22 protein-coding genes, 1 tRNA gene and 2 pseudogenes are annotated in these 24,932 nt (G+C 66.1%); 7 read left to right on the top strand and 18 right to left on the bottom strand.

Features of this window, described 5'->3' with window-relative positions; all coding sequences use genetic code 11:
- Positions 1 to 30: 30 nt before the first annotated feature.
- From LB518_RS06785 to LB518_RS06765, 5 genes are all read right to left on the bottom strand, one after another.
- On the bottom strand, positions 31 to 657 hold the full coding sequence (locus tag LB518_RS06785) for a nucleoside triphosphate hydrolase (protein ID WP_224574768.1): 627 nt from the start codon (positions 655 to 657) through the stop codon (positions 31 to 33).
- Between the two features lie 46 nt (positions 658 to 703).
- Positions 704 to 1,468: a glutamine amidotransferase gene (locus LB518_RS06780; protein WP_224574765.1), complete on the bottom strand. Its 765-nt coding sequence runs from the start codon at positions 1,466 to 1,468 to the stop codon at positions 704 to 706.
- Between the two features lie 82 nt (positions 1,469 to 1,550).
- Positions 1,551 to 2,564 carry a rhamnose ABC transporter substrate-binding protein gene (locus tag LB518_RS06775; RefSeq protein WP_224574763.1) on the bottom strand — a complete coding sequence of 338 codons (1,014 nt, stop codon included), beginning with the start codon at positions 2,562 to 2,564 and terminating at the stop codon, positions 1,551 to 1,553.
- 60 nt (positions 2,565 to 2,624) lie between these two features.
- Complete coding sequence (locus LB518_RS06770) at positions 2,625 to 3,635, bottom strand: ABC transporter permease (RefSeq protein WP_224574762.1); 1,011 nt, start codon at positions 3,633 to 3,635, stop codon at positions 2,625 to 2,627.
- The gene (locus tag LB518_RS06765; protein ID WP_224574760.1) at positions 3,632 to 6,214 is read right to left on the bottom strand and encodes an ATP-binding cassette domain-containing protein; all 2,583 of its coding nucleotides are present in this window, start codon (positions 6,212 to 6,214) and stop codon (positions 3,632 to 3,634) included. The genes LB518_RS06770 and LB518_RS06765 overlap by 4 nt, the downstream gene beginning before the upstream one ends.
- A gap of 402 nt (positions 6,215 to 6,616) precedes the next feature.
- Here LB518_RS06765 and LB518_RS06760 point away from each other — a divergent pair, with 402 nt between their 5' ends.
- Positions 6,617 to 7,852 carry an ROK family transcriptional regulator gene (locus LB518_RS06760; protein WP_224574749.1) on the top strand — a complete coding sequence of 412 codons (1,236 nt, stop codon included), beginning with the start codon at positions 6,617 to 6,619 and terminating at the stop codon, positions 7,850 to 7,852.
- Positions 7,853 to 7,919: 67 nt separating this feature from the next.
- Here the strand turns inward: LB518_RS06760 and LB518_RS06755 are convergent.
- The 8 genes from LB518_RS06755 to LB518_RS06720 form a co-directional block, all read right to left on the bottom strand.
- Positions 7,920 to 7,993, bottom strand: a tRNA-Gly gene (locus LB518_RS06755).
- Between the two features lie 169 nt (positions 7,994 to 8,162).
- The gene (locus LB518_RS06750) at positions 8,163 to 8,681 is read right to left on the bottom strand and encodes a cupin domain-containing protein (protein WP_224574747.1); all 519 of its coding nucleotides are present in this window, start codon (positions 8,679 to 8,681) and stop codon (positions 8,163 to 8,165) included.
- 167 nt (positions 8,682 to 8,848) lie between these two features.
- Entirely contained in the window at positions 8,849 to 11,224 is a 2,376-nt protein-coding gene (locus LB518_RS06745; RefSeq protein ID WP_224574728.1) for a phosphoketolase family protein, read from the bottom strand.
- A gap of 119 nt (positions 11,225 to 11,343) precedes the next feature.
- Positions 11,344 to 12,021, bottom strand: coding sequence for a transaldolase family protein (locus LB518_RS06740; RefSeq protein WP_224574726.1), 678 nt, complete (start codon positions 12,019 to 12,021; stop codon positions 11,344 to 11,346).
- Positions 12,022 to 12,113: 92 nt separating this feature from the next.
- Positions 12,114 to 12,965: an ABC transporter ATP-binding protein gene (locus LB518_RS06735; protein WP_224574723.1), complete on the bottom strand. Its 852-nt coding sequence runs from the start codon at positions 12,963 to 12,965 to the stop codon at positions 12,114 to 12,116.
- A gap of 3 nt (positions 12,966 to 12,968) precedes the next feature.
- The gene (ssuC, locus tag LB518_RS06730; protein ID WP_224574710.1) at positions 12,969 to 13,733 is read right to left on the bottom strand and encodes an aliphatic sulfonate ABC transporter permease SsuC; all 765 of its coding nucleotides are present in this window, start codon (positions 13,731 to 13,733) and stop codon (positions 12,969 to 12,971) included.
- 7 nt (positions 13,734 to 13,740) lie between these two features.
- Entirely contained in the window at positions 13,741 to 14,901 is a 1,161-nt protein-coding gene (gene ssuD / locus LB518_RS06725; protein WP_224574707.1) for an FMNH2-dependent alkanesulfonate monooxygenase, read from the bottom strand.
- Between the two features lie 27 nt (positions 14,902 to 14,928).
- Positions 14,929 to 15,900 (bottom strand): aliphatic sulfonate ABC transporter substrate-binding protein, encoded by a 972-nt coding sequence (locus tag LB518_RS06720; RefSeq protein ID WP_224574705.1) that lies wholly within the window; start codon positions 15,898 to 15,900, stop codon positions 14,929 to 14,931.
- A 324-nt stretch (positions 15,901 to 16,224) separates the two neighbouring features.
- Between LB518_RS06720 and LB518_RS06715 the strand changes: the two genes are divergently transcribed.
- The gene (locus tag LB518_RS06715; protein ID WP_224574702.1) at positions 16,225 to 16,488 is read left to right on the top strand and encodes a hypothetical protein; all 264 of its coding nucleotides are present in this window, start codon (positions 16,225 to 16,227) and stop codon (positions 16,486 to 16,488) included.
- Positions 16,489 to 16,493: 5 nt separating this feature from the next.
- On the opposite strand, the gene LB518_RS06710 is transcribed toward LB518_RS06715, so the two are convergent.
- The gene (locus LB518_RS06710) at positions 16,494 to 17,396 is read right to left on the bottom strand and encodes a histone deacetylase family protein (protein WP_224575729.1); all 903 of its coding nucleotides are present in this window, start codon (positions 17,394 to 17,396) and stop codon (positions 16,494 to 16,496) included.
- A gap of 94 nt (positions 17,397 to 17,490) precedes the next feature.
- Here LB518_RS06710 and LB518_RS06705 point away from each other — a divergent pair, with 94 nt between their 5' ends.
- Positions 17,491 to 18,831, top strand: a complete 1,341-nt coding sequence (locus tag LB518_RS06705) for an MATE family efflux transporter (protein ID WP_224574700.1) — start codon at positions 17,491 to 17,493, stop codon at positions 18,829 to 18,831.
- 1 nt (position 18,832) lies between these two features.
- On the opposite strand, the gene LB518_RS06700 is transcribed toward LB518_RS06705, so the two are convergent.
- A complete protein-coding gene (locus LB518_RS06700; protein ID WP_224574698.1) occupies positions 18,833 to 19,903 on the bottom strand; it encodes a quinone-dependent dihydroorotate dehydrogenase in 1,071 nt (356 codons plus the stop codon).
- Entirely contained in the window at positions 19,900 to 20,457 is a 558-nt protein-coding gene (locus LB518_RS24820; RefSeq protein ID WP_353619937.1) for a DUF952 domain-containing protein, read from the bottom strand. The genes LB518_RS06700 and LB518_RS24820 overlap by 4 nt, the downstream gene beginning before the upstream one ends.
- Positions 20,458 to 20,475: 18 nt before the next feature.
- Between LB518_RS24820 and LB518_RS24885 the strand changes: the two are divergent.
- From LB518_RS24885 to LB518_RS06685, 3 genes and pseudogenes are all read left to right on the top strand, one after another.
- Positions 20,476 to 20,677 (top strand): annotated as a pseudogene (locus tag LB518_RS24885) (helix-turn-helix domain-containing protein); the annotation flags it as partial.
- 92 nt (positions 20,678 to 20,769) lie between these two features.
- A pseudogene (locus LB518_RS24880) lies at positions 20,770 to 21,147 on the top strand (S24 family peptidase); the annotation flags it as partial.
- 11 nt (positions 21,148 to 21,158) lie between these two features.
- Positions 21,159 to 21,920, top strand: coding sequence for a thermonuclease family protein (locus LB518_RS06685; RefSeq protein WP_224574694.1), 762 nt, complete (start codon positions 21,159 to 21,161; stop codon positions 21,918 to 21,920).
- Between the two features lies 1 nt (position 21,921).
- Here the strand turns inward: LB518_RS06685 and LB518_RS06680 are convergent, their stop codons facing one another.
- Positions 21,922 to 22,548 carry a LysE family translocator gene (locus LB518_RS06680; RefSeq protein WP_224574692.1) on the bottom strand — a complete coding sequence of 209 codons (627 nt, stop codon included), beginning with the start codon at positions 22,546 to 22,548 and terminating at the stop codon, positions 21,922 to 21,924.
- Positions 22,549 to 22,632: 84 nt separating this feature from the next.
- On the bottom strand, positions 22,633 to 24,294 hold the full coding sequence (locus LB518_RS06675; protein WP_224574690.1) for a lysine--tRNA ligase: 1,662 nt from the start codon (positions 24,292 to 24,294) through the stop codon (positions 22,633 to 22,635).
- Positions 24,295 to 24,495: 201 nt separating this feature from the next.
- Between LB518_RS06675 and LB518_RS06670 the strand changes: the two genes are divergently transcribed.
- Positions 24,496 to 24,930 (top strand): tellurite resistance TerB family protein, encoded by a 435-nt coding sequence (locus LB518_RS06670; RefSeq protein WP_224574688.1) that lies wholly within the window; start codon positions 24,496 to 24,498, stop codon positions 24,928 to 24,930.
- Positions 24,931 to 24,932 lie beyond the last annotated feature (2 nt).

Genomic DNA, 24,932 nt, shown 5'->3' with positions numbered 1-24,932 from the left:
GCCTGTCCAGCGGAAGCCCGCGCCTGTTCGTCAGGTCCGGATCGTATAGTCCGCGGGCCGGCTCTGTGACAGCACCAGATCGACATTCGGCATGTCGTTGCCGTCGATCTTGGCGACCATCTCCTCGGGCGTCAGCTTGTAGTGGGTCCAGCGGTCGACGAGGCGTTGGCGCAGAATGTCGCGATCGGGAGCGATCATGACCGTGGCGTCGAAGGAGAGGCTTCGCCACGGCTCTCTGTCGAGCAGCAGGTAATTGCCCTCGGTGATGATGATCCTGGCGCTCTTCGGGACGATCCGCGCTCCGGCCCGGGCGATCTCGATGTCGCGATCGAAGACGGGAACGGCGATTTCGTCCTCGTCGTCGGACCGGAGACGAAGGAGCATATGGGCAAAGCCTGCGACGTCGAATGTCTCGGGTGCGCCCTTGCGCGGGCGCAGGCCGCGCGGAACCAGGACGAGGTCGTCATAATGGTAGCCGTCCATGGGCAGCGTGGCGGCGAGGCCCGGCGCGATCCCATTGATGCGATCCTCGAGCCTCGCGGCGGTGGTCGTCTTGCCCGCGCCGGGCGGGCCGGCCAAAGCCACGACCTGCCGCGCGCGGTGCGGGCCGGTCATCAGCCGTTCCACCAGTTCGTCGATCGTCACGGATTGCGTCATGAGGCCTCGCCGGTCGCCGCTCTTGCAGGTCCTTGATCGGGCGCGATCAGATCTCGCGCGCCAGCCACCGGACCATGTTGGTTATCAGGCGGTCATAACCCAGCCAGTCGAGAAATTCACGCGACAGCCAATGCGGCCCGATATCGGTCATCCAAGCCAGCGTCCGGCCGGCGCCATAGGTCCGCACCGAGAGCAGCGGCAGCGTGGCGCCGTGATGGCTGCCATGGATCAGCGTCTCAGCGATCGATGGCTCATGCGGGACGACGCGATTGAGGCCGAGAACATAGGGGATCGGACCGGTGATACCGTCCAGCACCGGATGATCGGGCGACGCCAGGACGGGATCGAAGCCTTCGGGCATTTCGAGCCCATCCGGGCCGGGAAGGCATTCGACAGGCAGGCAGGCCTCCACCGGCGTGCCATGGAACAGCGCCATGCCGTCCATGCCCTGGAAGCTCGTATAGCCGCCGGCCATCATCAGCGATCCGCCCGCCTCGACCCATTGGCGGAGCAACTCGAGCCGGTTGACGGAGCGGCGGCCGGCCCGTGTCTCGGGCGTATAGAGCAGCGACAGCGCGCCGACATCGGAGAGCACCACCACGGAATAAGCCGAAAGCGCGGCGAGGCTGGTCGGAAACTCGGCCTCGCAGCGCTCGCCACCGATCTGCGTCACCAGGATGCCGGCCCGGTCCATCGCCGCAAGATAGCGCTCGGCACCGTTGCTGTAGCGCGAGGATGCGCCGACCTCGTAGCCCTTGGCGGCTAAGGAGGTGATGTGAAAGGTCTCGCCGGCCAGCAGCACGGGTTTCATGAGATGATCCTTGGCGGGTTCGTCAGCATCCGACGACGGCGCCGCAGGAAGCGGCGCCGCCAGGGGTCAGCCTCTCAGCCGATCAGAACTTGAACTCTTCGACATTGGCCGGCGTCACGATGTCGGCCGGTCCGAGCAGGACTTCGCCGCCCTTGCCGACCTTGTAATCGCCGAGCCGGCCGGCCTTGAAGGTCTCGCCTTCCTTGCCCGTCAGTTTGCACTGCGCCACGGCCTGCGCCGCATAGTAGGTCAGGTAGCCGAGATCCTTGACGTTCCACCAGATGTCCTGGACCGAGCCATCCTGGATATATTTCTTGATCAGCGTCGCCGGGGCGAGACCAGTCAGCTTGATCTTGCCGAGCAGGCCGGCCTGCTCCATGGCGCGGGCGGCGGCGGGCAATCCAATGCCGGCCGGGATGATGATGCCCTTGAGATTCGGGAAGGCCTGCGCGAGACCCAGCGCCTGCTGCTGGTTGACCTGCTCGCTCTCCTGGCCATAGGCGACCTGGACGAGCTTCATCTTGGCGTATTTCGGCTCGGACGCCATCTTCGCCTTCATGAAGTCGATCCACGCGTTCTGGTTCGTCGCGGTCGGCGTCGAGGACAGAATGGCGAATTCACCGTCATAGTCGATGAGCTTGCCCATCGATTCCAGCATCATCTCGGCCAGGCTGTCGCCGGCAGCCTGGTTCAGGAAGACGGTGCGGGCGGCGGGCGCCACGTCGGAATCGTAGGAGACGATCTTGACGCCCTGCTGCATGGCGCGCTTCAGCGCCGGGGCAACGGCATTGGCATCGTTGGCCGAGATCGCGATGACGCCGACCTTCTGCGAGACGAGATTGTTGATGAACTCGATCTGCGCCTCAGCGGTCGCCTGCGACGGCGCCTGCTTGATGGCCTTGCCGCCGATCTCGCCGGCAGCTTCCTCGGCGCCGGTCTGGGCGACCTGGAAATAGGGATCGGTATCGAGCTTGGGCAGGAAGCCGACCGTCACAGGACCGGTCGCGCATTCCTCGGCATGGGCGACCGAAGCCACCGACGCGACGGCGATCAGGCTGCTGGCGAGCAGCAGGGATTTCAGCAGATGCGATGTCATGGGTGTCCTCCTCAAGACTTCCAATCCGGATGCATTTTCAAGCGGGCGAGGCTCCGGCAGCTACTCGCCGACCTTTCGTGAAGCGAGCCGGAACCGAACCCGGCCGAACAGACGCTCGGCCGCATTGCTGGCCAGAAGCGACAGGATGAGCAGCAAGCCGATGACGGTGCCCTGTGCGTCGCCACCGATCTGCATCAGGCCGAGCACATTGCGGATCGTGGCAACCAAGAGCAGCGCCCACAGCACGCCGGTGAGGCTGCCCTTGCCACCGAAGACGCTGATGCCGCCGAGCAAGGCGATGGTGATGACGTCGAGCTCGATGCCGAGCGCATTGTTGGCGCGGGCATTGGCGAGCCGGGCGGCATAGACCATGCCGGCAATGGCGCAGACCACGCCCGAGGTGACGAAGAGGCCGAATACCGTCCGCGCCAGTCGGATACCGGAATAGCGGGCGGCGTCTGGATTGCCGCCGATGGCATAGATGCGCCGGCCGAGCGGCATTTTCTGCTGCACGATGGCAAACAGCGGCGCCAGCACGAGAAACGGCACGATCGTCCATGGGATCGGGGTTGAGCCAACCATGTTGATGCCGAAGTCGAGGAAGCTGTCGGGAAAGCTGTTGACCGAGTCCGAGCCGAGCAGGATGTAGCCGATGCCTCGGAAGAGGGCCATCGTGCCGAGCGTGACGACCAGCGAGGGCAAGCCGAGCGCGGTCACAAGGATACCATTGAAGGCCCCGCACGCGGCGCCCGCGACGAGCGTCAACGGAATGGCGACAAGGAGCGGCGCGCCCGCCTGGATCATCAAGCCGAAGACCACGCTGGTGAGCGCCAGGATGCTGGCGACCGAGAGATCGATCTCGCGCGCGATGATCAAGAGCACCATCGGCAGCACGATCAGCGCCCGCTCGGAAACGCCGGCGATCGCTTGGGAGATATTGAACACCGAGGCGAAATTCGGCACGAAGACAAGCGCATAGGCGATGACCGCAATGGTCAGCGCGGCGAGGAAATTGTCCCAGTTGGCAAAGCGCGCGACGAAATCCGGCACCGGATCGGAACGCTCGGTCATGCGCGTGCTCCCTTGCGGCCGGCCGCACCCCGGCGCGCGACATAGGCGTCGATGCCGATGGCGGCGAGGATGACGAGGCCGTAGACGCCCTGCAGCCAGAGCGGATCGACGCGCACGAGCGTCAGGCCATTGTTGATGACGAGCAGCGTCAGGGCGCCGAGCGCGACGCCGAGCACCGTGCCCGAGCCGCCGCGCACCGCCACACCGCCGACGACGACCGCGGCGATCACGGTCAACTCGAAACCGTAGGCGACGCGTGCATCGACGGTCGCATAGCGCGACGCCCAGAGCGCGCCATCGAAGCCAGCGAGAAGCCCGCCGATGGCGAAGGCGAGCAGAATGCGGGCGCGGGCGGGAATGCCGATCAGGGCTGCGCCGGCCGGGTTGGAGCCGATGGCATAGAGTTCGCGGCCGATGACAGTCGAGCGCAGCGCGAAGGCGATGACGCCAAGCGTCGCCAGTGCGATCAGCAGCACGGCGGGAATGCCGAACAGATTGGCGCTGGTCATGTCGAGCCAGGCTTGCGGCACCTGATCGGCGCTGACTTGCTTGCCGCCGGCCCAGAGACTGTTGAGGCCACGGAAGATCGTCATCGTTCCGAGCGTGACGACGATGGCCGGCACCCTGCCCCAGGTGACCACGAAACCATTGACCAGCCCCGCGGCAAGGCCGATGCCGCAAGCGAGCAGAACCCCGCCGACGATGCCGATTTCGGGATGCACATGCAGCGTCGACGCGGCGCCATAGGCGGCGAGGCCGATCACTGCGGCGACAGAGAGATCAATGTTGCGCGTGATGAGGACCAGCATCTGGCCGACCGCGACTGTCATCAGAAGGCCGGCGTCCATGGCCAGCGCCGAGAGGTTGGCGCCGCTCAGCATGCGCGGATTGAGGATCGAGATCGGAATGACGACGGCGGCGATGGCCGCGACGAGGCCGAATTCGCGTCGGGCGAACAGACGGCGCCAGGATGGGCCGGGCGCTTCGGATGCGAGGGACAGCGGCTCGCCGTCAAGAGAGGGGCGCGTCCCGTCCCCCTCGACCTTGTCTGCGTCGGTCGCCGCGCTGATGACCTTTTCCTGCGTGGCGCTGTCGCGTTCGAATGTCGCGCTGATCTCGCCTTCGCGGAGCACGATCATGCGATCGCACATGCCGAGCAGTTCCGGCAGCTCCGACGAGATCAAGATGATCGCGAGACCCTGTGCCGCGAGATCGGCGATCATGGCATGGACATCGGCCTTGGCCTGCACGTCGATGCCTTGCGTCGGCTCGTCGAGGATCAGAACGCGTGGCCGGGTCGCCAGCCATTTGGACAGCACGACCTTCTGCTGGTTACCGCCCGAGAGCGTGCTGACCGGCTGATCATAAGAGCGGAACCGCAACCGAAGCCTGTCCAGGAAGGGCGTCGCGAGGGCGAGTTCCTTGGCGCGCGACACAAGGCCGGCGCGCGTCGTCTCGTCCAGCACGGTCAATGAGGCATTGGTCAGGATCGAGAAGTCCATCACCAGGCTTTGCCCGATGCGGTCTTCCGAGACATAGGCGATGCCGCGATCCATGGCGTCGCGCGCCGAGGCGAGATGGACCGGCGCGCCGTCGAGGCTGATCGTGCCGGCATCCGGCTGGTCGATGCCGAACAGCACGCGGGCGATCTCGGTGCGGCCCGACCCGACAAGGCCGCCGAAGCCGAGGATCTCGCCGGCGCGCAATTCGAACGACACGTCGTGAAACACACCGGCGCGCGACAGGCCGTCGGCGCGGAGAACGACATCGCCGGCGGGCGTTGCGTGATGCGGATAGAGGCCATCGAGAGAACGGCCGACCATCAGGCGGACCGCATGCTCGCGCGTCAGGTCGGCGGCGCGCTCTGTGCCGACGAGGCGGCCGTCCCGCAGCACAGCGATCCGGTCGGCGACGCGATAGATCTCATCCATGCGATGGCCGACGAACATCATGGCGACGCCATGACCGCGGAGATCATTGACCACAGAGAACAGTCGCTCGACCTCGCGCTGCGACAGCGCCGCCGTCGGCTCGTCCATGATCAGCACCCGGGCGTCGAGCGACAGGGCACGGGCGATCTCGACCAGTTGCTGCTCGGAGGTCCGAAGGCGCGATAGCGGCGCATCGATGTCGGCGTCAAGGCCGACCAGGCCGAGCAGCCGCCGCGCCTCGGTGCGGATGTGGCCGCGATCGATCAGCCACGATGCGCCTGCACCCGTCTGACCGATGAAAAGGTTCTCGCCGATGCTGAGATCCGGAAACAGGCCCGGATGCTGATGCATCACGGCGATGCCGGCGCGCTGCGCCTGAAGCGGCGAATGAAAGGTGACCGGATCGCCACCGATCAGCACATGGCCGGCGTCGGGCCGGTAGACACCGGCGAGCAGCTTGACGCAGGTGCTTTTGCCCGCGCCGTTCTCGCCGAGAAGCGCCAGCACCTCGCCGGCTCTGAGCGCGATCGACACATCGGCAATCGCGACGGTGCCACCAAAGACCTTGGTCGCGCCGTCGAGCGCCGCCACGATTGTGCCGTCGGACCCTGTCGCCGCCCCACCTGTCGAAGCCGTGCGCTCAAGCATGGCCGGTGCGTCCCCGTCGAAGCGCAACAATGCTCAGGGGGAGATGGAGCAGCAGCACGTGCATCGTTCCTCACCGCGTTCGAAGCGACCGGCGAAACCGCTCCATTCGTTGGTCCGGGCACCAGCACGAATGGTGGCCCATCCGGCGGTTCCCTCCTTCGAACAAGCGGCTCTTCTCCCACCGAAAAGCGCTTCCGTCATTACTTAAAGCAAATTACTATAAACAATGGTTCGGGCCGTCAAGATGGCTGTCGGCGTTGTTTTGGGGGAAACTCGGCGCGATGCTGCGCATCCGGCAGACCCGCAGCGGCGCTCGTCTCTTGATCGTCCAGGCTGGCAAGCGTCGGCATTTAGGGTACTAAAGCAATATGCTTGTACAAATCACGTCTGCATGGAGCGCCGATGGCCGGCAAAGGTAGCAATTCGGTACATTTGCGGCACTACAATGAGCGGGTGGTGCTCGACGCCATTCGCCGGTCCGGCCAGGCTTCAAAAGCCGAGGTGGCGCGGTTCGCCCACCTGACGCCACCGGCTGTCGCCGCCATCATCGACGCGCTTGTCGCCGGTGGCTACGTCATCGAGAACGGCAAGCGGTTCGGCGGCAAGGGTCAGCCCTCGGCCATGTACGGCCTCGATCCGCGAGGCGCCTATTCGATCGGCCTTCATATCGGGCGACGCGCCATGGACGCGATCCTGATCGATTTCGCCGGCCAGACCTCGGCCTTCGAGACGCACGATTACGACCATCCCGATCCCGAGACCATCAAGCGGATCGGAAGCGCCGCGATCGCCCGCTTTCGCGGCCAACTCGGTCCGGAAGCTGCGACGCGCCTCGTCGGGATGGGGATCTCGGCCCCTTATTTCATCGGCGGCTGGGACGAGGAACTCGGCTTTCCCGGACATGTCCAGGCGGCATGGCGCGCTATCGATCTCCGCTCGCATTTCGCTGGCACGGACGGCCTCCAGGTCATGATCGAGAACGACGCCTCGGCCGCGGCTGTGGCCGAGCTCGTCTATGGCGTCGGCAAGCAGTATTCCGACTTCCTGCACATCTCGCTGAGCACCTTTGTCGGCGGCGGGCTGGTGCTGAACGGGACCTTGCAGACCGGTCCGAACGGCAATACGGCGGCGCTCGGCCCGTTTCCGGTCACTTTTTCCTCTCTCGCCTCGGTGCCGAGGCCGGCCGGCAAGTTCGAGGTGCTGCTGCATCGGGCGTCGGTTTACACCCTGGTCGCCCATTTGAGGTTCAACGGCTTCAAGATCACGCGGGTGCGCGATCTCGAGCCGATGCCTGCGGGCGCCCGTGCGCTCGTCTCGGAATGGCAGCAGGACTGCGCCGACGCGCTGGCACAGGCGATCATCGGCAGCATCGCGCTGGTCGACCTCGAGGCGGTGGTCATCGACGGGTTGCTGCCGGCCTCCGTTCTCGTGGAGACCGTCACGCGCGTCCGGGCGTCCTTCGCCGAAATGCTGCCGCCAGGCTTGATCGCGCCGACGATCGTTGTCGGCTCAATCGGCGCCAGGGGATCGGCGCTCGGCGCCAGCCTGCTGCCGATCTACGCGATGTTCGGTCCCGACACCGACGTTCTGATGAAGAAAGGCAACGACAAGAAACCGCTGATGGTCGGATCGACTTGACGAGCCGTGACGCCCGCCGCGCAAAGCGCGGCCAGCAACGTCAATCAGGACGCATTGCTTGAGAAATTGGAGCGGGTGAAGGGAATCGAACCCTCGTCATCAGCTTGGGAAGCTGCTTCTCTACCATTGAGATACACCCGCATGCCAAGGCGTCGGAGCGAGTCCGAAACTCCCTGGGCGCCTCGATCATGCATGACGATCAAGGCAGATTCTCTTCTAGCCGCTTTGCCCCTGCCTGATCAAGCGTGCCAGTTGCGGGAAGGCGTCTGATGTGAGGTCGATCCGCAGCGTCCGCGCTTCGATCCACAGTCTAGACGAGCACCGGCTCAAGCGTCGGCAGCCATTCGGCTAATGCGATGACAAGGGCTGGCAGGCTCCAGGGCCGGCGTATGAAGCGGACGATCTTGGCGAGCCGCGGGTTCAGCGCGCGGCGACAGACCGCCATCTTCTGCACCGGCTGCCGCACGGTCCAGACCGATGTGCTGCCGGCCTGGAACAGCGCTACCGACCCTGCCTCGAGGACATCGGTTTGGCCATCCGCCGCGACGATCTCCACCACGCCACCGGTGATATAGACAGACTCCTCCCAGCCGAATGTCCAGCGGAAGCTGCCCTCGGTGCAGCGCCAGAGCGAGAGCGAGGAATAGCCGTCCTCGCCGACGCCGATCGGAATATAGTGGGCGACCGGATCGCCGGCGATGATCCAGGACGGATTGATCGGAGCCGGGCGCCAATCGGTGCGCGTCGCATGACCGACGGTGACAGTGCTCGAGGACCGGCCGGCATTACTGCCGAGAGCGCCAAACGCCGAGAAACTCACCTCCGACATCCCGCTTCTCCCATAGCCGGACTTCGCCGGCTTTCTGATCCCTCGTCCGGCGGCACGACTATCACGGTCGATGCGCCGCCGGCGACAACGGGACACAAACTTGCATAGATTTTTCTTTAATCGATCTCGGAAAATGCCGTCCGATCCATCGCGCGCTCGCCCGGCCTTCAGCGTGACGGCCAGCTCCAGTTGGCGATTTCGGGCATGTCCTCGCCATGCTCCCGAACATAGCGGCCATGTTCGATCAGCTTGTCGCGGAAGCGCTGGATGACCGGGGCCGCGCCGACCGCGAGGCCCGGAACACGCTCAATCGCCGATATGGAGAGATGAAAGCGGTCGAGTTCGTTCATCACCGTCATGTCGAAGGGCGTCGTCGTCGTGCCCTCCTCGATGAAGCCGCGCACATGCAGGCGGGCATGATTGGCACGGCGATAGGTCAGGCGGTGGATGAGCTGCGGATAGCCGTGATAGGCGAAGATCACCGGCTTGTCCTTGGTGAAGATCGTGTCGAACTGCCGGTCGGTGATGCCATGCGGATGCTGCTCGTTGGACTGCAGCGTCATCAGGTCGACGACATTGACGACGCGGATCCGCAATTCGGGCAGCGCCGTCCGCAGCAGGTCGACCGCTGCCAGCGTCTCCAGCGTTGGCACATCGCCGGCGCAGGCCATCACCACATCGGGCTCCTCGCCGCCGCGCTCCGTGCCGGCAAAGGTCCAGATGCCGATACCGGCCTCGCAATGCGGCACAGCCTCTTCCATCGTCAGCCATTGCGGCGCGGGCTGCTTGCCGGCGACGATGACGTTGATGCGGTCATACGTTCGGAGGCAATGGTCGGTCGTCCAGAGCAGCGTGTTGGCATCGGGCGGGAAATAGATGCGGACGATGTCGGCCTTCTTGTTGGCGACGAGATCGACGAAGCCTGGGTCCTGATGGCTGAAGCCGTTGTGATCCTGCCGCCAGACATGCGAAGTCAGCAGGTAGTTGAGCGAGGCGATCGGTCGCCGCCACGGCAGGCCGCGCGACACCTTCAGCCATTTCGCATGCTGGTTGAACATCGAATCGACGATGTGGATGAAGGCCTCGTAGCAGGAGAAGAAGCCGTGCCGGCCGGTGAGCAGATAACCCTCCAGCCAGCCCTGGCAGAGATGCTCCGATAGCACCTCCATGACGCGGCCATCCTCGGCCAAGTGATCGTCATAGCTCTCGATTTCCTCCATCCACACGCGATCGGTGGTGGCGAAGACGCCATCGAGACGGTTGGAAGCCGTCTCATCGGGGCCCATGAGACGGAAATTCTGCGTCTCCGCATTGAGCGCGAAGACCTCGCTCAGGAAATTGCCCATGACGCGGGTCGCTTCGGCGCTCACGGCGCCAGGCGCTGGAACGGCAACCGCGTATCTATGGAAATCCGGCAGCTTCAGTTCGCGCTTCAGCAAGCCGCCATTGGCATGCGGGTTGGCGCCCATGCGGCGTGCGCCGACCGGCACCAATGCCTGAAGCTCGGGCATGAGCCGACCCTGCGCGTCGAAGAGATCATCCGGCTCATAGGAGCGCATCCACGCATCGAGCAGCGCGAGATGACCGGCATTGTTGCGGACATTGGCGATCGGAACCTGATGGGCGCGCCAGAAACCCTCAACCTTCTTGCCGTCGACCTCCTTGGGACCGGTCCAGCCCTTCGGCGAGCGCAGGATGATCATCGGCCAGCGGGGCATCAGCGCCGGCCCGCCGCCCGACCGGGCCGCCGCCCGGATCGCGCCGATGCGTGCGATGATCGTGTCGAGCGTGCCGGCCATGGCCTGGTGCATGCGTTCCGGCTCGTGGCCTTCGACGAAGAAGGGCTCGTAGCCGAAGCCGGTGAAAAGATGGGTAAGGTCCTCGTCGCTCATCCGCCCGAGCACCGTCGGATTGGCGATCTTGTAGCCGTTCAGATGCAGGATCGGCAGCACCGCGCCGTCGCGCTTCGGATTGAGAAACTTGTTCGAGTGCCAGGACGCGGCGAGCGGCCCCGTCTCCGCCTCGCCGTCGCCGACGACGCAGGCGACGATGAGATCGGGATTGTCGAACGCCGCGCCGAAGGCATGCACCAGCGCATAGCCGAGTTCGCCGCCTTCATGGATCGAGCCGGGCGTATCGGCAGACGCGTGGCTGGGAATGCCGCCGGGGAACGAGAACTGGCGCACCAGCTTCCGAAGGCCGCCAAGATCGCGACTGATATCGGGATAGATCTCGCTGTAGGAACCCTCGAGATAGGTGTTGGCGACCATGCCCGGCCCGCCGTGCCCGGGGCCGCAGACATAGATCATGTCGAGGTCGCGGGCGCGAATGACGCGGTTCAGATGGGCATAGATGAAATTGAGGCCGGGCGTCGTGCCCCAATGGCCAAGCAGTCGCGGCTTGATATGCGCGTTGGTCAGGGGCTCGCGCAGCAGCGGATTGTCGAGCAGGTAGATCTGGCCGACGGAGAGAAAGTTAGCCGCCTTCCAATAGCGGTGGAGCAGGTCGAGCTCCTCGGCATTCAGCGGACCGTTTTCTGCCATGCTCGCCTCCTGTCACGTCGGCCGAAGCCGGCCGGCCTCTGTCGGCCGACGGCTCTTATGCAGGGCAAGGGTGCACCGGGCCTTGATCCCGATCAAGGGATAGCCGCGGCCGGGGGGGCTCAGTCGGCTTCGGCAGCCGCCTCGAATGCTTCCGCTGCTGCTTGCGTCAGCGGGTCCGCGAACAGCAGGCCCGCCACCTTGGGACTGATGGTGAACGTGTCGAGACCGCGCGCGGCGAGGCGTGCCAGATCATCGGCCGAGCGGAGGCTGGCGACGAGAATGCGCGTCGCGCTGCCGGACTTCGCCACCAAGTCGCGCATGGCGACGATCTCGCCCTCGCCGTCACGGTCTGCATCGTTCATCCGGCCGAAATAGGGAGCGACATAATCCGCGCCGAGCGCGGTGGCGGTCAGCGCCTGATGTGCTGCATAGACGGCTGTGACGGTGACCCGGATGCCGTCTGCCTTCAGCCGCATCGCCGCGACGGCGCCATCGAAGGTGACCGGCACCTTCACGACGATGCGCGGATCGAGGGCCGCAATGGCGCGGCCATTGCGCTCCAGAGCGTCGGCCGTGCGGCCGAATGTCTGGATCTGCATCTCGTTCGCGCCAAGGCTGAAGGCCGCGTCGACAAGCGCCGGGAACACCGCGAGGTTACAGGGAATACTGGCGGCGGCGAGGAGCGAGGGATTGGTGGTTACGCCGTAGAAAATGCCGGTCGGCAGCCATTCGCGCCACGCCGACTTCTCAGCCGTGTCGAGGAAGAGCCTCAGCCGTCCACGATTGTCGTCCGCCATCATCATTTTGATCCTGCAGCCCGTGCAGGAGCCATAGACGATCAGGCGAAAACTTGCACGCGGCGTGCTGTCTCAGGTGCGCCCGCTGGCTGTCAGATGGCGTCGCCGCCCTCGAAGCCGCCGAACAGCGCATCGAGCACACGCTTCTCGAGCGCCGCGAAAGCCGGCGTGCCGCGCCGGCGCGGCCGCGGCAGATCGACGTCGATATCGAGCGCGATGCGACCGCCATCGACGAGGATGACACGATCGGCGAGCGCAATCGCCTCCGAGACGTCATGAGTCACCAGGAGAGCGGTGAAGCGCTGATCGCGCCAGACCCGCTCGACAAGGCCCTGCATCGAAATGCGGGTCAGCGCATCGAGCGCCCCGAGGGGTTCATCGAGCGCGAGCAGGCGCGGCCGGCTGACGAGGGCACGCGCCAGTGCGACGCGCTGCTTCTGTCCGCCTGAGAGCACCGAGGGCCAGGCATCGCCACGCCCATCGAGGCCAACATCGGCAAGCGCCCTTGCCGCCTCTGCCCGCCGCGCCGCCCTCGAGCCGGTCCTGCCGAGCCCGACCGAGACATTGTCGACGACTTTCGCCCAGGGCAGCAGGCGTGGTTCCTGGAACACGAACCGTGCCGCCGCGCCCGCTGGCAGATCGATGCGGCCGGAGGTCGGCGTTTCCAGTCCGAGGATCAGCCGCAGCAGCGTGCTCTTGCCGCAGCCGCTCTTGCCGACGATGGCGACGAATGATCCCGGTGCGATATTGAGATCGATGCCGTCCAGCACCGGCGTCTCGCCAAAGCGCTTGGCGAGCTTCGAGACGGAAAGGCGCGCGCCACGGGACTGCGGGGCCAGATGATCGCCCAGAACCTCGAAAGGAACAGGTGGATCGCGCCTCAGATCATCCGGCGGAACGAAGCGCGCCGCCGTCTCGATCATCGCGAGGGCATCGGTGAACATCGGTCAAACTCCCTCGAAGGCGGGGTTCCAGGCGAGTGTCCGCCTTTCCAGTGCGCGCGCCACCGTATCGGCGAGCTTGCCGAGCAGCGCATAGATGAGGATCGACAGCACGACGACGTCTGTCATCATGAATTCGCGCGCCTGCATCGCCATGTAGCCGATGCCGGACGAGGCGGAGATTGTCTCGGCGACGATCAGCGTCAGCCACATGATGCCGAGGCCGAAGCGCAGCCCGACGAAGATTGACGGCAGCGCGCCCGGCAGGATGACCTGGCCGAAGAGTTCGAAGCCGTTCATGCCATAGGTCCTGCCCATCTCGACGAGCTGCGGATCGACGCTGCGGATGCCGTGCAGCGTGTTGATGTAGATCGGGAAGAACACGCCGAGCGCGACAAGGAACAGCTTCGCCTGTTCGCCGATGCCGAACCACAGGATGACCAGCGGGATCAGCGCGAGATGGGGCACGTTGCGCACCATCTGCAGCGTCGTGTCGGTGAACTCTTCGGAAAAGCGCGACAGGCCATTGGCGAGCCCGAAGGCAAAGCCGATCGCGCCGCCAATGAGAAACCCGATGCCGGCCCGCCAGGCGCTGACGCCCATATTGCGCGCCAGTTCCCCCGAAACGGCAACGCGCCACAGCGCGGCCGCAACCGCCGTCGGCGCCGGCAGGATATTCGCCGGGATCACGCCGAGCCGGGAGAGCGCCTCCCAGCCCAGCACGAGCGCGGCTGGCAGGATCCAGCCGATGAGGCCGCGAGCGCGCGTCATCGCGGGATCAGGACGCCGCAGCCACGAGACGCGGCGCGGCATTGCCGACCGAGAACTCGTTAGCGACGCTCGCGCGAAGCCGCCTGACGCCCGACCGGTCGATGCCGAGCACCGGGAACAGCAGTTCGGCGACACGATAGGCTTCTTCCAGATGCGGGTAGCCCGAGCCGATGACCGTATCGATGCCGAGCGCCTGATATTCGGCAAGCCGCTCGGCAATCTGCTCCGGCGTACCCACCAGTGCGGTGCCGGCGCCGCCCCGCACCAGGCCAACCCCCGCCCAGAGATTGGGCGACACGACCAGCCTGTCGCGGCGACCACCATGCAGGGCAGCCATGCGCCGCTGGCCGACGGAATCCATGTCCTTGGTGAAACGGACCTGCGCCGCCTCGATCTGCGCGTCGGAAATCCGGCTGATGAGTCGATCGGCGGCGCGCCAGGCCTCCTCCTCGGTTTCCCGCACGATGAAATGCAGGCGGATGCCGAACCGTAGCTTGCGGCCCCGCGCCTCAGCCCTTGCCCGCGCCCCCGCGATCTTCTCGGCAACGCCGGCCGGGGGCTCGCCCCAGGTCAGGTACAGCTCCGTCGAGGCCGCCGCGAGATCCTGGCCGGCATCCGACGACCCGCCGAAATACAGCGGCGGCCGTGGCGACTGCACCGGCGGGAAATCGAGCCGGGCCTTCTCGACGCGATAATGCTTGCCGGCAAAGTCGACCGTCTCGCCCGCCAAGAGCCGCGACCAGATCTCGAGGAATTCGCTCGCCTGCTCATAGCGCTCGTCATGCGGCAGGAAGACGCCGTCGCCGGCGAGCTCCGCCGGATTGCCGCCGACGACGACGTTGAGGAGCAATCGCCCGTTGGAAAGGCGATCGAGCGCCGCTGTCTGGCGCGCCGCAAAGCTCGGCGAGACCACGCCGGGCCGGAGGGCAACGAGGAACTTCAGCCGTTCGGTGACGGTGGCGAGCCCCGCCGCAGTGATCCAGCTGTCTTCGCAGGCCTGACCGGTGGGGAGCAGGACGCCGCCGAAGCCCAGGCGATCGACGGCTTGGGCGATTTCCTTGAAATAGGCGAATTCGGGCGGACGCTGCTGCGTCTCCGAGCCTAGATAGGCCCCATCGCCATGCGTCGGGATGAACCAGAAGAAGTTGAGCGGATCTGCGGCGGCCATGCATGTGTCTCCGGCGTTCAGGGGCGGTCAGGCCTTCGGGGCCGACCAGACGATGTCGCGGACCGTGATCGACTTCGGGATCAGGCCGAGCTTCTGGAAGCGGTCGGCCGTCACCTGCTGGCCGGCGATGATGTCGTCGCTGAGCGGCAGGATGTCGTAGACGGCGCGATCGACCGCAACGGTCTCGGGGCCGATCGGGACACCCGTGATTTCGGACAGGGCCTCGGCAACCTCGCCGCGATTGGCATTCGCCCACTCGGCTGTCTTGGCCAGCGCCGCGATGATGCCGCCGATCACCGCCGGATGCGCTTCGGCGAAGCTCTTGTTGGCGAGAAGGTATGTGTTGACCGCGAGCGTGTCCGCCGTCGTGGTCAATTGGCGCACGGGCGCGCGGCTCTCGGCCAGCGCCAGGAACGGGTCCCAGATCGCCCAGGCATCGACGCTGTCATTCGCGAAGGCCGCAGCGGCATCGGCGGGCGACAGATAGACCGGCGTGACATCAGCGAAGGCGATGCCGGCCTTCTCCAGCGCCGCGACCGTCAGATTATGCGCGCTGGAACCTTTGGTAACGGCGATCCTGCGGCCCTTCAACGCTGCGACGGAGGCGATCGGCGCGCCCTCCTTGACGATGATCGCCTCGCCTTTGCCATTGGATGGCGCCGCCGCGATATAGACCAGGTTAGCGCCGGCAGCCTGCGCGAAGATCGGCGGCGCGTCGCCCGTCCAGCCGATATCGACGGCGCCGGCATTCAGCGCCTCCAGCAATGGTGGACCGGACGCGAACTCGACCCAGGTGACAGATGTCCCCTCGGGAGCAAAGGCCTTCTCGAAGGCCTGCTGGCGCCGGGCGATCGCCAGGAGACCGGCCTTCTGGTAGCCGATCTTCAGCACGGACAGCGCCTCGGCGGCACCGGCCGGCGCACGGGCGGCAACTCCGAATGCGGCCCCGGCCAGCACCGTGCCGGCAAGGCGCCCGAAGGATCGACGGGTGATCGTCATGGCTGAGTCTCCGGCTTTGGCCGCTCGGGCGGCGTCGGTTGATGTGCCGGCTACCTCACCGGCCCGGCTCATGCCATTGAACGCATCACGACTAAATTGATCAAGAAAGACGTTATTGCCGGAGCGCTCTGTCGCGGAAACAAAATCCGCTTGAAGCGGCCGAGGCGCGCAGATCGGCCGCGGTCATGTGTCAGGCGTCACAGAAGCCGCGTGATGGCGGTCACATCGAAAGATCGCCATGCGTGATTGAAACCGCCGACGCGTTGCCGCGTTGAATGGTCACGAGAATGGCAGGGGGCCGCCGGTCGCAGGGCGGGTTGTACGATGATCAGCATCAATCGACGCAGTCTGGCAGGCGTGCTTGCAACAGCCACGCTGGTGGCCGTCGCAGTGACGGCATATGGCACGCAGGCGACCGGTCATGGCCGCGGCGTCAGTGATCCGACGTCCGTGATCAGCTATGAGCGGGCCGGCGTCGGCGGCCGCAAGGGCTGCGATGTCCAATCCTGGCCCTATATCGCGCCTGAATGCCTTGCCGCCTCGGATGGCGAGGCAGAGCAGGCCAAGGTGGTTCGCCGCCTTCTCTAGCCGCGTCAGTCGACAAAGCCAGCCGCCGCCTTGTGCAGCAGCGCGTGGCGGACCGCGATGGCGTCGATATCGGCGCCATAGCCGCCGCCGATGACGCCGGCAAGCGGTATGCCGCGGTCCCGCGCCGCCCCGATGACCATCCTGTCTCGTGAGAGAAGCCCTGCATCGCTGAGCGAGAGGCGGCCGAGCCTGTCGTCACGGTGCGGGTCGACTCCGGCATTATAGAAGATGATGTCGGGTGTCAGCCGGTCGATAAGGCCGGGCAACACACCGCTGAGCGCGGCGAGATAGTCCGCGTCGCCGAGGCCATCCGGCAAGCCGATATCGATCGATGACCTGCGCTTGCGCACCGGATAATTGCGCTCGGCGTGCAGCGACAGCGTCGTGACATTGGCCTCCCCATCGAAGATCTCAGCCGTTCCGTCGCCCTGATGCACGTCGCAGTCGACGACGAGCGCCGTCGCAATGCGACGCTCCGCAAGCAGGACACGGATCGCCACCGCGACATCGTTGAAGGTGCAGAAGCCCGCGCCCTGGTCACTGCGCGCATGATGGCTGCCACCGGCCGTATTGCAGGCCAGGCCGGTCTCGAGCGCCAGCCGGGCGGCAAGGATCGTACCGCCAGTCGCTGCCGCCGCGCGGCGGACGACGGTCTCGTTCATCGGCAGGCCGATCTCCCGCTCGATCGGCTTCGGCACCGTGAGGCCGAGGACGGCATCGACATAGGCGCGATCATGCGCGAGCGCGAGATCGTCGGCCGTGGCTGGTTCCGGCGTGACGAAGCCGCCCGGCACCAATCCCTCGGCTGAAAGGATTTCGGCCAGACGGCGATACTTCCCCATCGGAAACCGATGGTCGGCAGGAATCTCGGCGGTGAAGGCTGGGTGATGGACAATCGGCAAAGGCATGGGCGGAGAATAGCGCTCCAGCGAGACGAAGGAAGGCTGGGCATCGACGTTTCCCTGCTGGACGGCTAAGGCTGTCTCTCCCAGCGAATCTGTCATGTCCGACGCAGCCAGCGCCCAGCCCATCCGCCCCTTTCCCGTCACGCATCGCGGCATTCTCGCAATCGCCGTGCCGATGACTCTCGCCTATCTCTCGACCCCCATGCTCGGCATCGCCGACATGGCGGTGATCGGCCGACTCGGCGATGCGGCCCTGATCGGCGGCGTGGCGCTCGGCGCCGTCATCTTCGATTTCATCTTCGCGACCTTCAATTTCCTCAGAAGCGGAACGACGGGCCTGACGGCGCAAGCCTTCGGCGCGGGCAACAGGACCGAAACACAGGCAGTGCTCCTCCGCGCCCTTCTGCTGGCGGGGGTGATCGGCGTTGCGGTGATCGCGCTCGGCAGGCCGCTGCTCGCCTTGGCGCTTTTCGGGCTCGGTGGCAGTCCGGCCGTGCAGGCGGCAACGACCACCTATTACGATATCCGCATTCTCTCGACGCCGTTCGCGCTCGCCAATTACGTCTTGCTGGGTTGGCTGGTCGGACTTGGCCGGGCCGGCGCGGGCCTCATGCTGCAGACCGTCCTCAACGGTGCCAACATCGCCCTGACCGTCCTGTTCGTGCTCGGATTCGGCTGGGGCATGGCGGGCGCGGCCCTTGGCACTACGATCGGAGAGGCGATTACCGCCTGTCTTGGCCTCCTCATCGTGCTGCCCTCCCTCGATCGATCCGCGCGGCCTTCGCGGGCGACCATTCTCGATCGCGCGGCGCTGATCCGGATGGTCGCCGTCAACCGCGACATCATGATCCGCTCCTTCGCGCTGTTGTTCGCCTTCGGCTTCTTTGCCTCGCGAGGGGCGACGATGGGCGATGTCATCCTGGCGGCGAATGCGATCCTGATGAACTTCTTCCTGGTCGGCGGCTATTTCCTCGACGGCTTCGCAGCCGCGGCGGAGCAATATGCCGGCCGTGCCGTCGGAGCGCGCTATCGTCCGGCCTTCGTCCGCTCGGTAAAGCTGACGCTCGGCTGGGGCTATATGCTGGCGTTCCTCGCCGCCGCGGTCTTCGCGCTTGGCGGCCCGCTGGCGATCGACTTCATGACGGCGAATGCCGATGTGCGTGCCACGGCGCGGGAATTCCTCCCTTGGGCGGTACTGACACCGATCGCCGGCGTGCTCGCCTTCGAGATGGATGGCGTGTTCATCGGTGCCACCTGGTCGCGCGATATGCGCAACATGATGCTCGCCTCGCTCGGGCTCTATCTCGCCGTCTGGTGGTGGGCCGAGCCGGCACTCGGCGCGCACGGGCTCTGGCTGGCGCTGCTGGTGTTCCTGTCGGCGCGCGGCATCACGCTGGCCTGGCGCTGCCGCGCCCGCGTCAAGGCGACTTTCGGCTGAATCAGCCGCCCGCCGCCCAGCGTTCCCGCTCGATGCCAACCGCATCGGCAATCGAGGCGAGGCCGCGCCGGTCGAGAATGCGCTGAAGGCCCTCGATGATTTCCGCCGGCAGCGTCGGCCCACGATAGACGAGGCCCGTATAGAGCTGGACGAGATCGGCGCCCGCCGCGATCTTCGCGAAGGCGGTCTCCGCCGAATCGACGCCGCCGACGCCGATCAGCGGCAGGTCGGGCCCGACAAGGCCACGGAAGCGCGCCAGCATCATCGTGGACAGGTTGAAGAGCGGCTTGCCGGACAGGCCGCCTGTCTCGGTCGCCTGCGTCCGGTCGCGGAGGACCGGGCGGGAAATGGTCGTGTTGGAGATGATGACGCCGTCGAGACCGCGTGCCAGCACGACATCGGCGACGTCGGCAAGGCCCGCGTCATCCATGTCGGGCGCGATCTTCACCAGCATCGGCACGCGCCGCGGCTCGGCGTCGCGCGCCTCGACGACACGGGCCAGGAGCGTATCCAGCGCCGCCCGTCCCTGCAGATCGCGGAGGCCCGGCGTATTGGGCGACGACACATTCACCGTGAAATAGCTGGCAAGATCGGAAAAGGCGGAGATGCCGGCGACGTAATCCGCGATGCGGTCCGCCGCGTCCTTGTTGGCCCCGATGTTGACGCCGACGATGCCGCCCCGCTCCCGGCGCGCCAGAAGGTTCCGGCGCGCGGCCTCATAACCCTTGTTGTTGAAGCCGAGGCGGTTGATCACGGCGCCATCTTCAACGAGACGGAACATACGCGGGCGGGGATTGCCGTCCTGCGGCTTCGGGGTGACCGTGCCGACCTCGACGAAACCGAAGCCAAGCGCCAGCAGTCCGTCCGCAACTTCGGCATTCTTGTCGAGGCCGGCGGCGATGCCGAGAGGATTGCGAAAGTCGAGCCCGAGCAGACGGCGCGCCAGGCGAGGATCGTCAACGGCGCCCTGCGAACCGGACAATCCGGCGCCGATCACCTTCAGCGACAGGCCATGCGCGGTCTCCGGGTCGACGCGGAAGAGCGCGGGCCGAAGGAAGCTGTAGAGACTCACGGAATGTCGGCCGGGAACAAATGGAAACCGTGCGCACCGAGCAATAGCGGCCGCGCAAAGGCGATATCGGCGAGCGACAGCGGCGCATAAAGATGCGGAAACAGCGCGCCACCGCGCGACGGCTCCCATTTGAGGGCGTCGCCGAGGCGATCCGCGTCAATGCCGACCAGAACGAGATCATCCACGCCGCCGAAATAGCGGGCGGCGGTTTCGCGCACCTGATCGGCGCCGGATAGATGGATATAGCCGTCTTCAACGTCGATCAGCGCGCCTTCGAATGTGCCGCGCGCTTCCGCTTCACGCCAGAGTTCGCCCGGCGCGATCTTGTAGATCATGGTCATGGTCATTCCCGTTCGGTCACGAAAGCCTAGCCGGGCGGGCTTCCGGCGGCAAGCGGCGGAATTCCGGCGAAGAAAGCGCAGGCGGGCGCTGGACACGGTTCGTTCGCGGGGATAAATCCTGCGTTCAGGGGATTTTATTCCTTTTCGTGCGATCCGTTGTGCCGCGTTTCGAGGAGTCCACGCAGAACCGAGGTCATCGACGGCCCGGCTCATCTTCCGGAGGGTCCGGCCATGTTGTCACACGAGCGGATCTGGACCGCGATCGACGTCCTGGCGGAGCGCCATGATCTCAGCGTCTCCGGGCTTGCCCGGCGCGCCGGGCTCGACCCGACGACGTTCAACCGCTCCAAGCGGGTCGCCAATGACGGGCGGCCGCGCTGGCCTTCGACCGAGAGCATCTCGAAAATTCTGGAGGCGACCGGGGAGACGCTGGAGCGCTTTCTCGATTTGGGGGCGCCCGGCCCGGTGGGGCCCATCGGCGCGCCACCCGAGCTCGCCGAAATCGATCGGCCCTTCCGCCAGGTGCCGCTCATCGGCTTCGCCCAGGCCGGCGCCGGCGGCTTCTTCGATGATGGCGGCTTTCCGGCGGGTCAGGGCTGGGACGAGGTCGCCTTCCCGCAGACGCAGAAGGTGGAAGGCGTCTATGCGCTGGAGGTCTCTGGCGATTCGATGATGCCGCTCTATCGCGATGGCGACGTCATCATCGTCTCGCCGACATCGCCGAGCCGGGTCGGCGACCGTGTCGTCGTGCGCACGCGGCAGGGCGAGGTCATGGCCAAGGTGCTGGCGCGGCGCAATACACGGACGGTCGAACTTTCCTCGCTCAACCCCGATCACCCGAACCGCGTCCTCGCAGCCCGCGACATCGACTGGATCGCCAGGATCATCTGGGCAAGCCAATGAGACATGGCGTCATGGCCATTGCCGCCACTGCCGTGCTTGCGGTTGCGATCACCGCCGGATTGACGCTGCTGATGGATACCGGGCCATCGCCGCGCCCGGCAGTCGTCGTGGCGGATCAGCCTGTGCCAGGAACTCGCGCCGTAGCACCGCCCGCCCCGATCGCGCCGGCGCCGCTGGAGGCGCGTCGTCCGCTCGTCCCCCCCGATACGGTCACCAGTCCGCAGTCGGCGGAGGATTCCGTGGCTTCCGGGCCCGCGCCACGCATTGTCGGCGGGCCGGGCATCAGCCCCGGGCCGGTATCGCATGGACCGATGGAGCGCGAGGCGCCGCCGGCAACACGCGAAGTCGTCGACGACGGGCCCGCCTGGCAGGCCTTCACCCAGGTCGTGGTGATCGGTGCCGGGACGCTTAATCTTGGCGGACGCAAGGTGCAGCTCGCCGGCATCACGGTTCCGGAGAGCGGAACACGCTGCCGCACGACACCTGTTGCGGAGGCGTTCGACTGCGCCTTTCTCTCGATGCAGGCGCTGCGCCAGCGGCTGCGCGCACGCGGCGTCGAATGTCGCCTCTCGGCGCTCGAGACGATCGGCGTCGAGCCGGCGGCGTGCCGCATCGGCAGCACCGACCTCGGCGAATGGCTGGTCGAGCAGGGCTGGGCCGAACCGGCACCCGACGCGCCGGAAGACTATCGCACGGCTGAGGACACGGCACGCTGCGCGGCGGCCGGCATCTGGGCCGAGGCGCCGCGACCGGACAGTTGCCCGGTCCGGTAGATCAGGCGGTCGCCCGGCGAAGGCCGAGCGACAGAACGCCGGCGCCGATCAGCAACGAACCGCCGATCCGGTTGACAGCCAGCTGCACCCGCGGCTTGCGGATCGTCGTGCGCGCACCGGCAGCCAACAGCCCGTAGAGGGTAGCATTCAGCGTTGCGAGCACTAGGAACGTCGCCTCGAACACCACCATCTGCGGCAGCAGCGGCGCGCCCGCGACGAGGAACTGCGGCAGGAAGGCGACGAAAAAGACGATGCTCTTAGGGTTGAGTGCCGTCACGACATAGGCATGAGCGAAGATGCGCAGCGGCCGCGTCTCGGCCGCCTCGCCCGCGCCGGCGATGACCGGCTTCGCACGCCAGAGCTTGATGCCGAGATAGATGAGATAGGCAGCGCCGATCCATTTCAGCACGGTGAACAGCATCGCCGAGGCTGCGAGAAGCGCCCCGAGGCCAAGCATTGATGCTGTCATGGCCGTGAAATCACCAAGAGCGACGCCGGCGACGGTGGCGCGCGCCGCCTTGCGGCCATGGCCGAGCGCATAGCTGACGACCAGCAGTACGGTCGGGCCGGGGATTGCGAGCATCACGGCCGACGCCGCGGCAAAGGCAAGCCAGTGTTCGAAGGTCATCGGCGGCACTCCCTGTTGCCGCCGATCCATCCATAGCCGCCCGCAAGTTGCAAGAGGCTCGGTCGCGGGTGTCTCAGCGTCGCCTCACGCGTCGACAAGCGTCCCCGCCAGCGCGCGGGCGATGCGCTCGCGCGTCTCCGGAATGCCGTAGATCGCGACGAAGGACCCGAAGCGCGGCCCCTGGTCCTGGCCGAGGAGCACCTGATAGAGGCCCCGGAACCAGTCGAGCGAGACGCCCGGCGGATTGCCGTCCGGTCCCTTCTTGGCCGGGTCGGGAAAGAAGGTGCGGCCGACATCGAATACTACGGTCTGAATCTCGTCCGCCGTCGAGGCCGGCGGCAGCGCGGCGAGCGCGGCGTCGAGCGCGCCAAGCGCCTCGGCGATCGTCCCCTCCGGCCGGACATAGTGCTTCTTCGCCTTCAGGATGTCCGCATAGTAGCGGATCGCGAAGCCGGCGAGCTGGTCGAGCTTTTCGCGCGCGGCAACCGCCATTTCCGGCAGGTAGCGCGAGATATAGGCCCAGAGAACGGCCTTGTCGCTCGCATCCGAGACCGAAACGAGGTTCAGCAGCATCGCGAAGCTGATCGGCGCGACGTCCGCCGGCGGATGGCCCGAATGGATATGCCACGCCGGATTGCCGAGCTGCTGCTCGAGCGGCTGGCGCGGGAACGCCTCGATGAAGGACGAATATTCATCGACATGACGCGGGATGACCTCGAAGCCGAGCCGCTTGGCGGTCTTCGGCTTGGTGTACATCAGGAGCGACAGGCTTTCGGGCGAGGCATAGGTGAGCCACTGCTCGATCGTCAGGCCGTTGCCCTTCGACTTCGAGATCTTCTCACCGTTTTCGTCCAGAAAATGCTCATAGGTGAAGCATTCCGGCGGCTCGGTCCCAAGCACGCGGCAGATGCGGGTCGAGAGCTTGACGCTGTCGATCAGATCCTTGCCGCTCATCTCGTAGTCGACGCCGAGCGCGAACCAGCGCATCGCCCAATCGGCCTTCCACTGGCACTTGACCGCTCCGCCCGTGACCTCGGTGGTCACGCGCTCGCCATCCTCGGGATCGATATAGGTGATCGTACCGGCGGCGACGTCGCGATCGACCATCGGCACCTGCAGCACGACACCCGTCTTCCTGGAGATCGGCAGGAACGGCGAATAGGTGGCGCGCCGGTCCGGGCCGAGGGTCGGCAGGATGATCTCCATCACCTCGTCATAGACTTCGAGCATGCGCCGCAGGGCCGCGTCGAAACGACCCGAAGCATAGTAGTCGGTCGCGCTGGCGAACTCGTAGGCGAAGCCGAAGCCGTCGAGAAACGCGCGCAGGCGCGCATTATTGGCCGCGCCAAACGAGGGATACTCGTTCGAGAACGGATCGGGCACGCGCGTCAGCGCCATGCCGAGATGCGCCTGCATCATCTCCTGGTTCGGGACGTTGGACGGAACCTTGCGCAGCCCGTCCATATCGTCCGAGAACGACAGAAGACGGGTTTCGATCTTGTCTTCGGTCAGAAGGCGAAAGGCAGTCCGCACCATGGTCGTGCGCGCCACCTCGCCGAACGTGCCGATATGCGGCAGGCCCGAGGGACCGTAGCCGGTCTCGAACAGCACCGGCGACTTCGGCCCGCGCTTTTCCAGCCGCGTGATGATCCGCCGCGCCTCCTCGAACGGCCAGGCTTTCGACGCTTTCGCTGCCGCGACGATGGCAGGCGAGAGATCGAGAACTGGCGGCGTGGCGATGGACATGGAAACCTCGTGGAAATGCAGGCGCGGCCGAGCCGCGTCCGGAGCGCGAGAGCCATAGGGAGCGAGCGGCGCGGCGTCAATGGCGAAGCAGCTTAGCGCCGTGGGCGGCTCATGGCGGCGGGGACGTTGAATAGGAGCGCCCGACATCCTAGTTTCGGATCGCGCCGCGCCACGCGGGCCTTCGACGGGAGCTTCACTGCCATGGACAAAGCGATCGCAGCCAACGAGACCGCGGTCTCCCCGCAGGAGGCGCTGATCTATGTGATGGTGACATTGTCCGCCGTCGATCGCGAGATGACAGACCGCGAACTGCGCAAGATCGGCGATATCGTCAATACGCTGCCGATCTTCGGCGGCTTCGATACCGACCGCCTGATCCACGTGGCCGAAGCCTGCGGCGCGATCACTCGCGAGACCGACGGCCTGCACGAGGTGCTGACCGTCGTCGCCACGGCGCTGCCCAAGAAGCTGCACGAAACCGCCTATGCGTTGGCGGTCGAGGTCGCGGCGGCCGACCTGCATGTCGAGCAGGAAGAACTGCGCTTCCTCGAACTCCTGCGCGACGTGCTCGATGTCGACACGCTGACGGCGGCCGCGATCGAACGCGGCGCCCGCGCCCGCTATCGGACGCTCTGAGC

It is taken from the genome of Mesorhizobium sp. BR1-1-16, from assembly GCF_020165495.1.
Classification (GTDB): Bacteria; Pseudomonadota; Alphaproteobacteria; order Rhizobiales; family Kaistiaceae; genus Kaistia.
This window is presented reverse-complemented; position numbering and strand designations above follow the sequence as displayed.

Bases quoted from the DNA above. Each gene is read 5' to 3' on its own strand.
- LB518_RS06785 (WP_224574768.1), bottom strand. From the start codon at position 657: ATGACGCAATCCGTGACGATCGACGAACTGGTGGAACGGCTGATGACC.
- LB518_RS06780 (WP_224574765.1), bottom strand. From the start codon at position 1,468: ATGAAACCCGTGCTGCTGGCCGGCGAGACCTTTCACATCACCTCCTTA.
- LB518_RS06775 (WP_224574763.1), bottom strand. From the start codon at position 2,564: ATGACATCGCATCTGCTGAAATCCCTGCTGCTCGCCAGCAGCCTGATC.
- LB518_RS06770 (WP_224574762.1), bottom strand. From the start codon at position 3,635: ATGACCGAGCGTTCCGATCCGGTGCCGGATTTCGTCGCGCGCTTTGCC.
- LB518_RS06765 (WP_224574760.1), bottom strand. From the start codon at position 6,214: ATGCTTGAGCGCACGGCTTCGACAGGTGGGGCGGCGACAGGGTCCGAC.
- LB518_RS06760 (WP_224574749.1), top strand. From the start codon at position 6,617: ATGGCCGGCAAAGGTAGCAATTCGGTACATTTGCGGCACTACAATGAG.
- LB518_RS06750 (WP_224574747.1), bottom strand. From the start codon at position 8,681: ATGTCGGAGGTGAGTTTCTCGGCGTTTGGCGCTCTCGGCAGTAATGCC.
- LB518_RS06745 (WP_224574728.1), bottom strand. From the start codon at position 11,224: ATGGCAGAAAACGGTCCGCTGAATGCCGAGGAGCTCGACCTGCTCCAC.
- LB518_RS06740 (WP_224574726.1), bottom strand. From the start codon at position 12,021: ATGGCGGACGACAATCGTGGACGGCTGAGGCTCTTCCTCGACACGGCT.
- LB518_RS06735 (WP_224574723.1), bottom strand. From the start codon at position 12,965: ATGTTCACCGATGCCCTCGCGATGATCGAGACGGCGGCGCGCTTCGTT.
- ssuC (WP_224574710.1), bottom strand. From the start codon at position 13,733: ATGACGCGCGCTCGCGGCCTCATCGGCTGGATCCTGCCAGCCGCGCTC.
- ssuD (WP_224574707.1), bottom strand. From the start codon at position 14,901: ATGGCCGCCGCAGATCCGCTCAACTTCTTCTGGTTCATCCCGACGCAT.
- LB518_RS06720 (WP_224574705.1), bottom strand. From the start codon at position 15,900: ATGACGATCACCCGTCGATCCTTCGGGCGCCTTGCCGGCACGGTGCTG.
- LB518_RS06715 (WP_224574702.1), top strand. From the start codon at position 16,225: ATGATCAGCATCAATCGACGCAGTCTGGCAGGCGTGCTTGCAACAGCC.
- LB518_RS06710 (WP_224575729.1), bottom strand. From the start codon at position 17,396: ATGCCTTTGCCGATTGTCCATCACCCAGCCTTCACCGCCGAGATTCCT.
- LB518_RS06705 (WP_224574700.1), top strand. From the start codon at position 17,491: ATGTCCGACGCAGCCAGCGCCCAGCCCATCCGCCCCTTTCCCGTCACG.
- LB518_RS24820 (WP_353619937.1), bottom strand. From the start codon at position 20,457: ATGAGCCGGGCCGTCGATGACCTCGGTTCTGCGTGGACTCCTCGAAAC.
- LB518_RS06685 (WP_224574694.1), top strand. From the start codon at position 21,159: ATGGCCATTGCCGCCACTGCCGTGCTTGCGGTTGCGATCACCGCCGGA.
- LB518_RS06680 (WP_224574692.1), bottom strand. From the start codon at position 22,548: ATGACCTTCGAACACTGGCTTGCCTTTGCCGCGGCGTCGGCCGTGATG.
- LB518_RS06675 (WP_224574690.1), bottom strand. From the start codon at position 24,294: ATGTCCATCGCCACGCCGCCAGTTCTCGATCTCTCGCCTGCCATCGTC.
- LB518_RS06670 (WP_224574688.1), top strand. From the start codon at position 24,496: ATGGACAAAGCGATCGCAGCCAACGAGACCGCGGTCTCCCCGCAGGAG.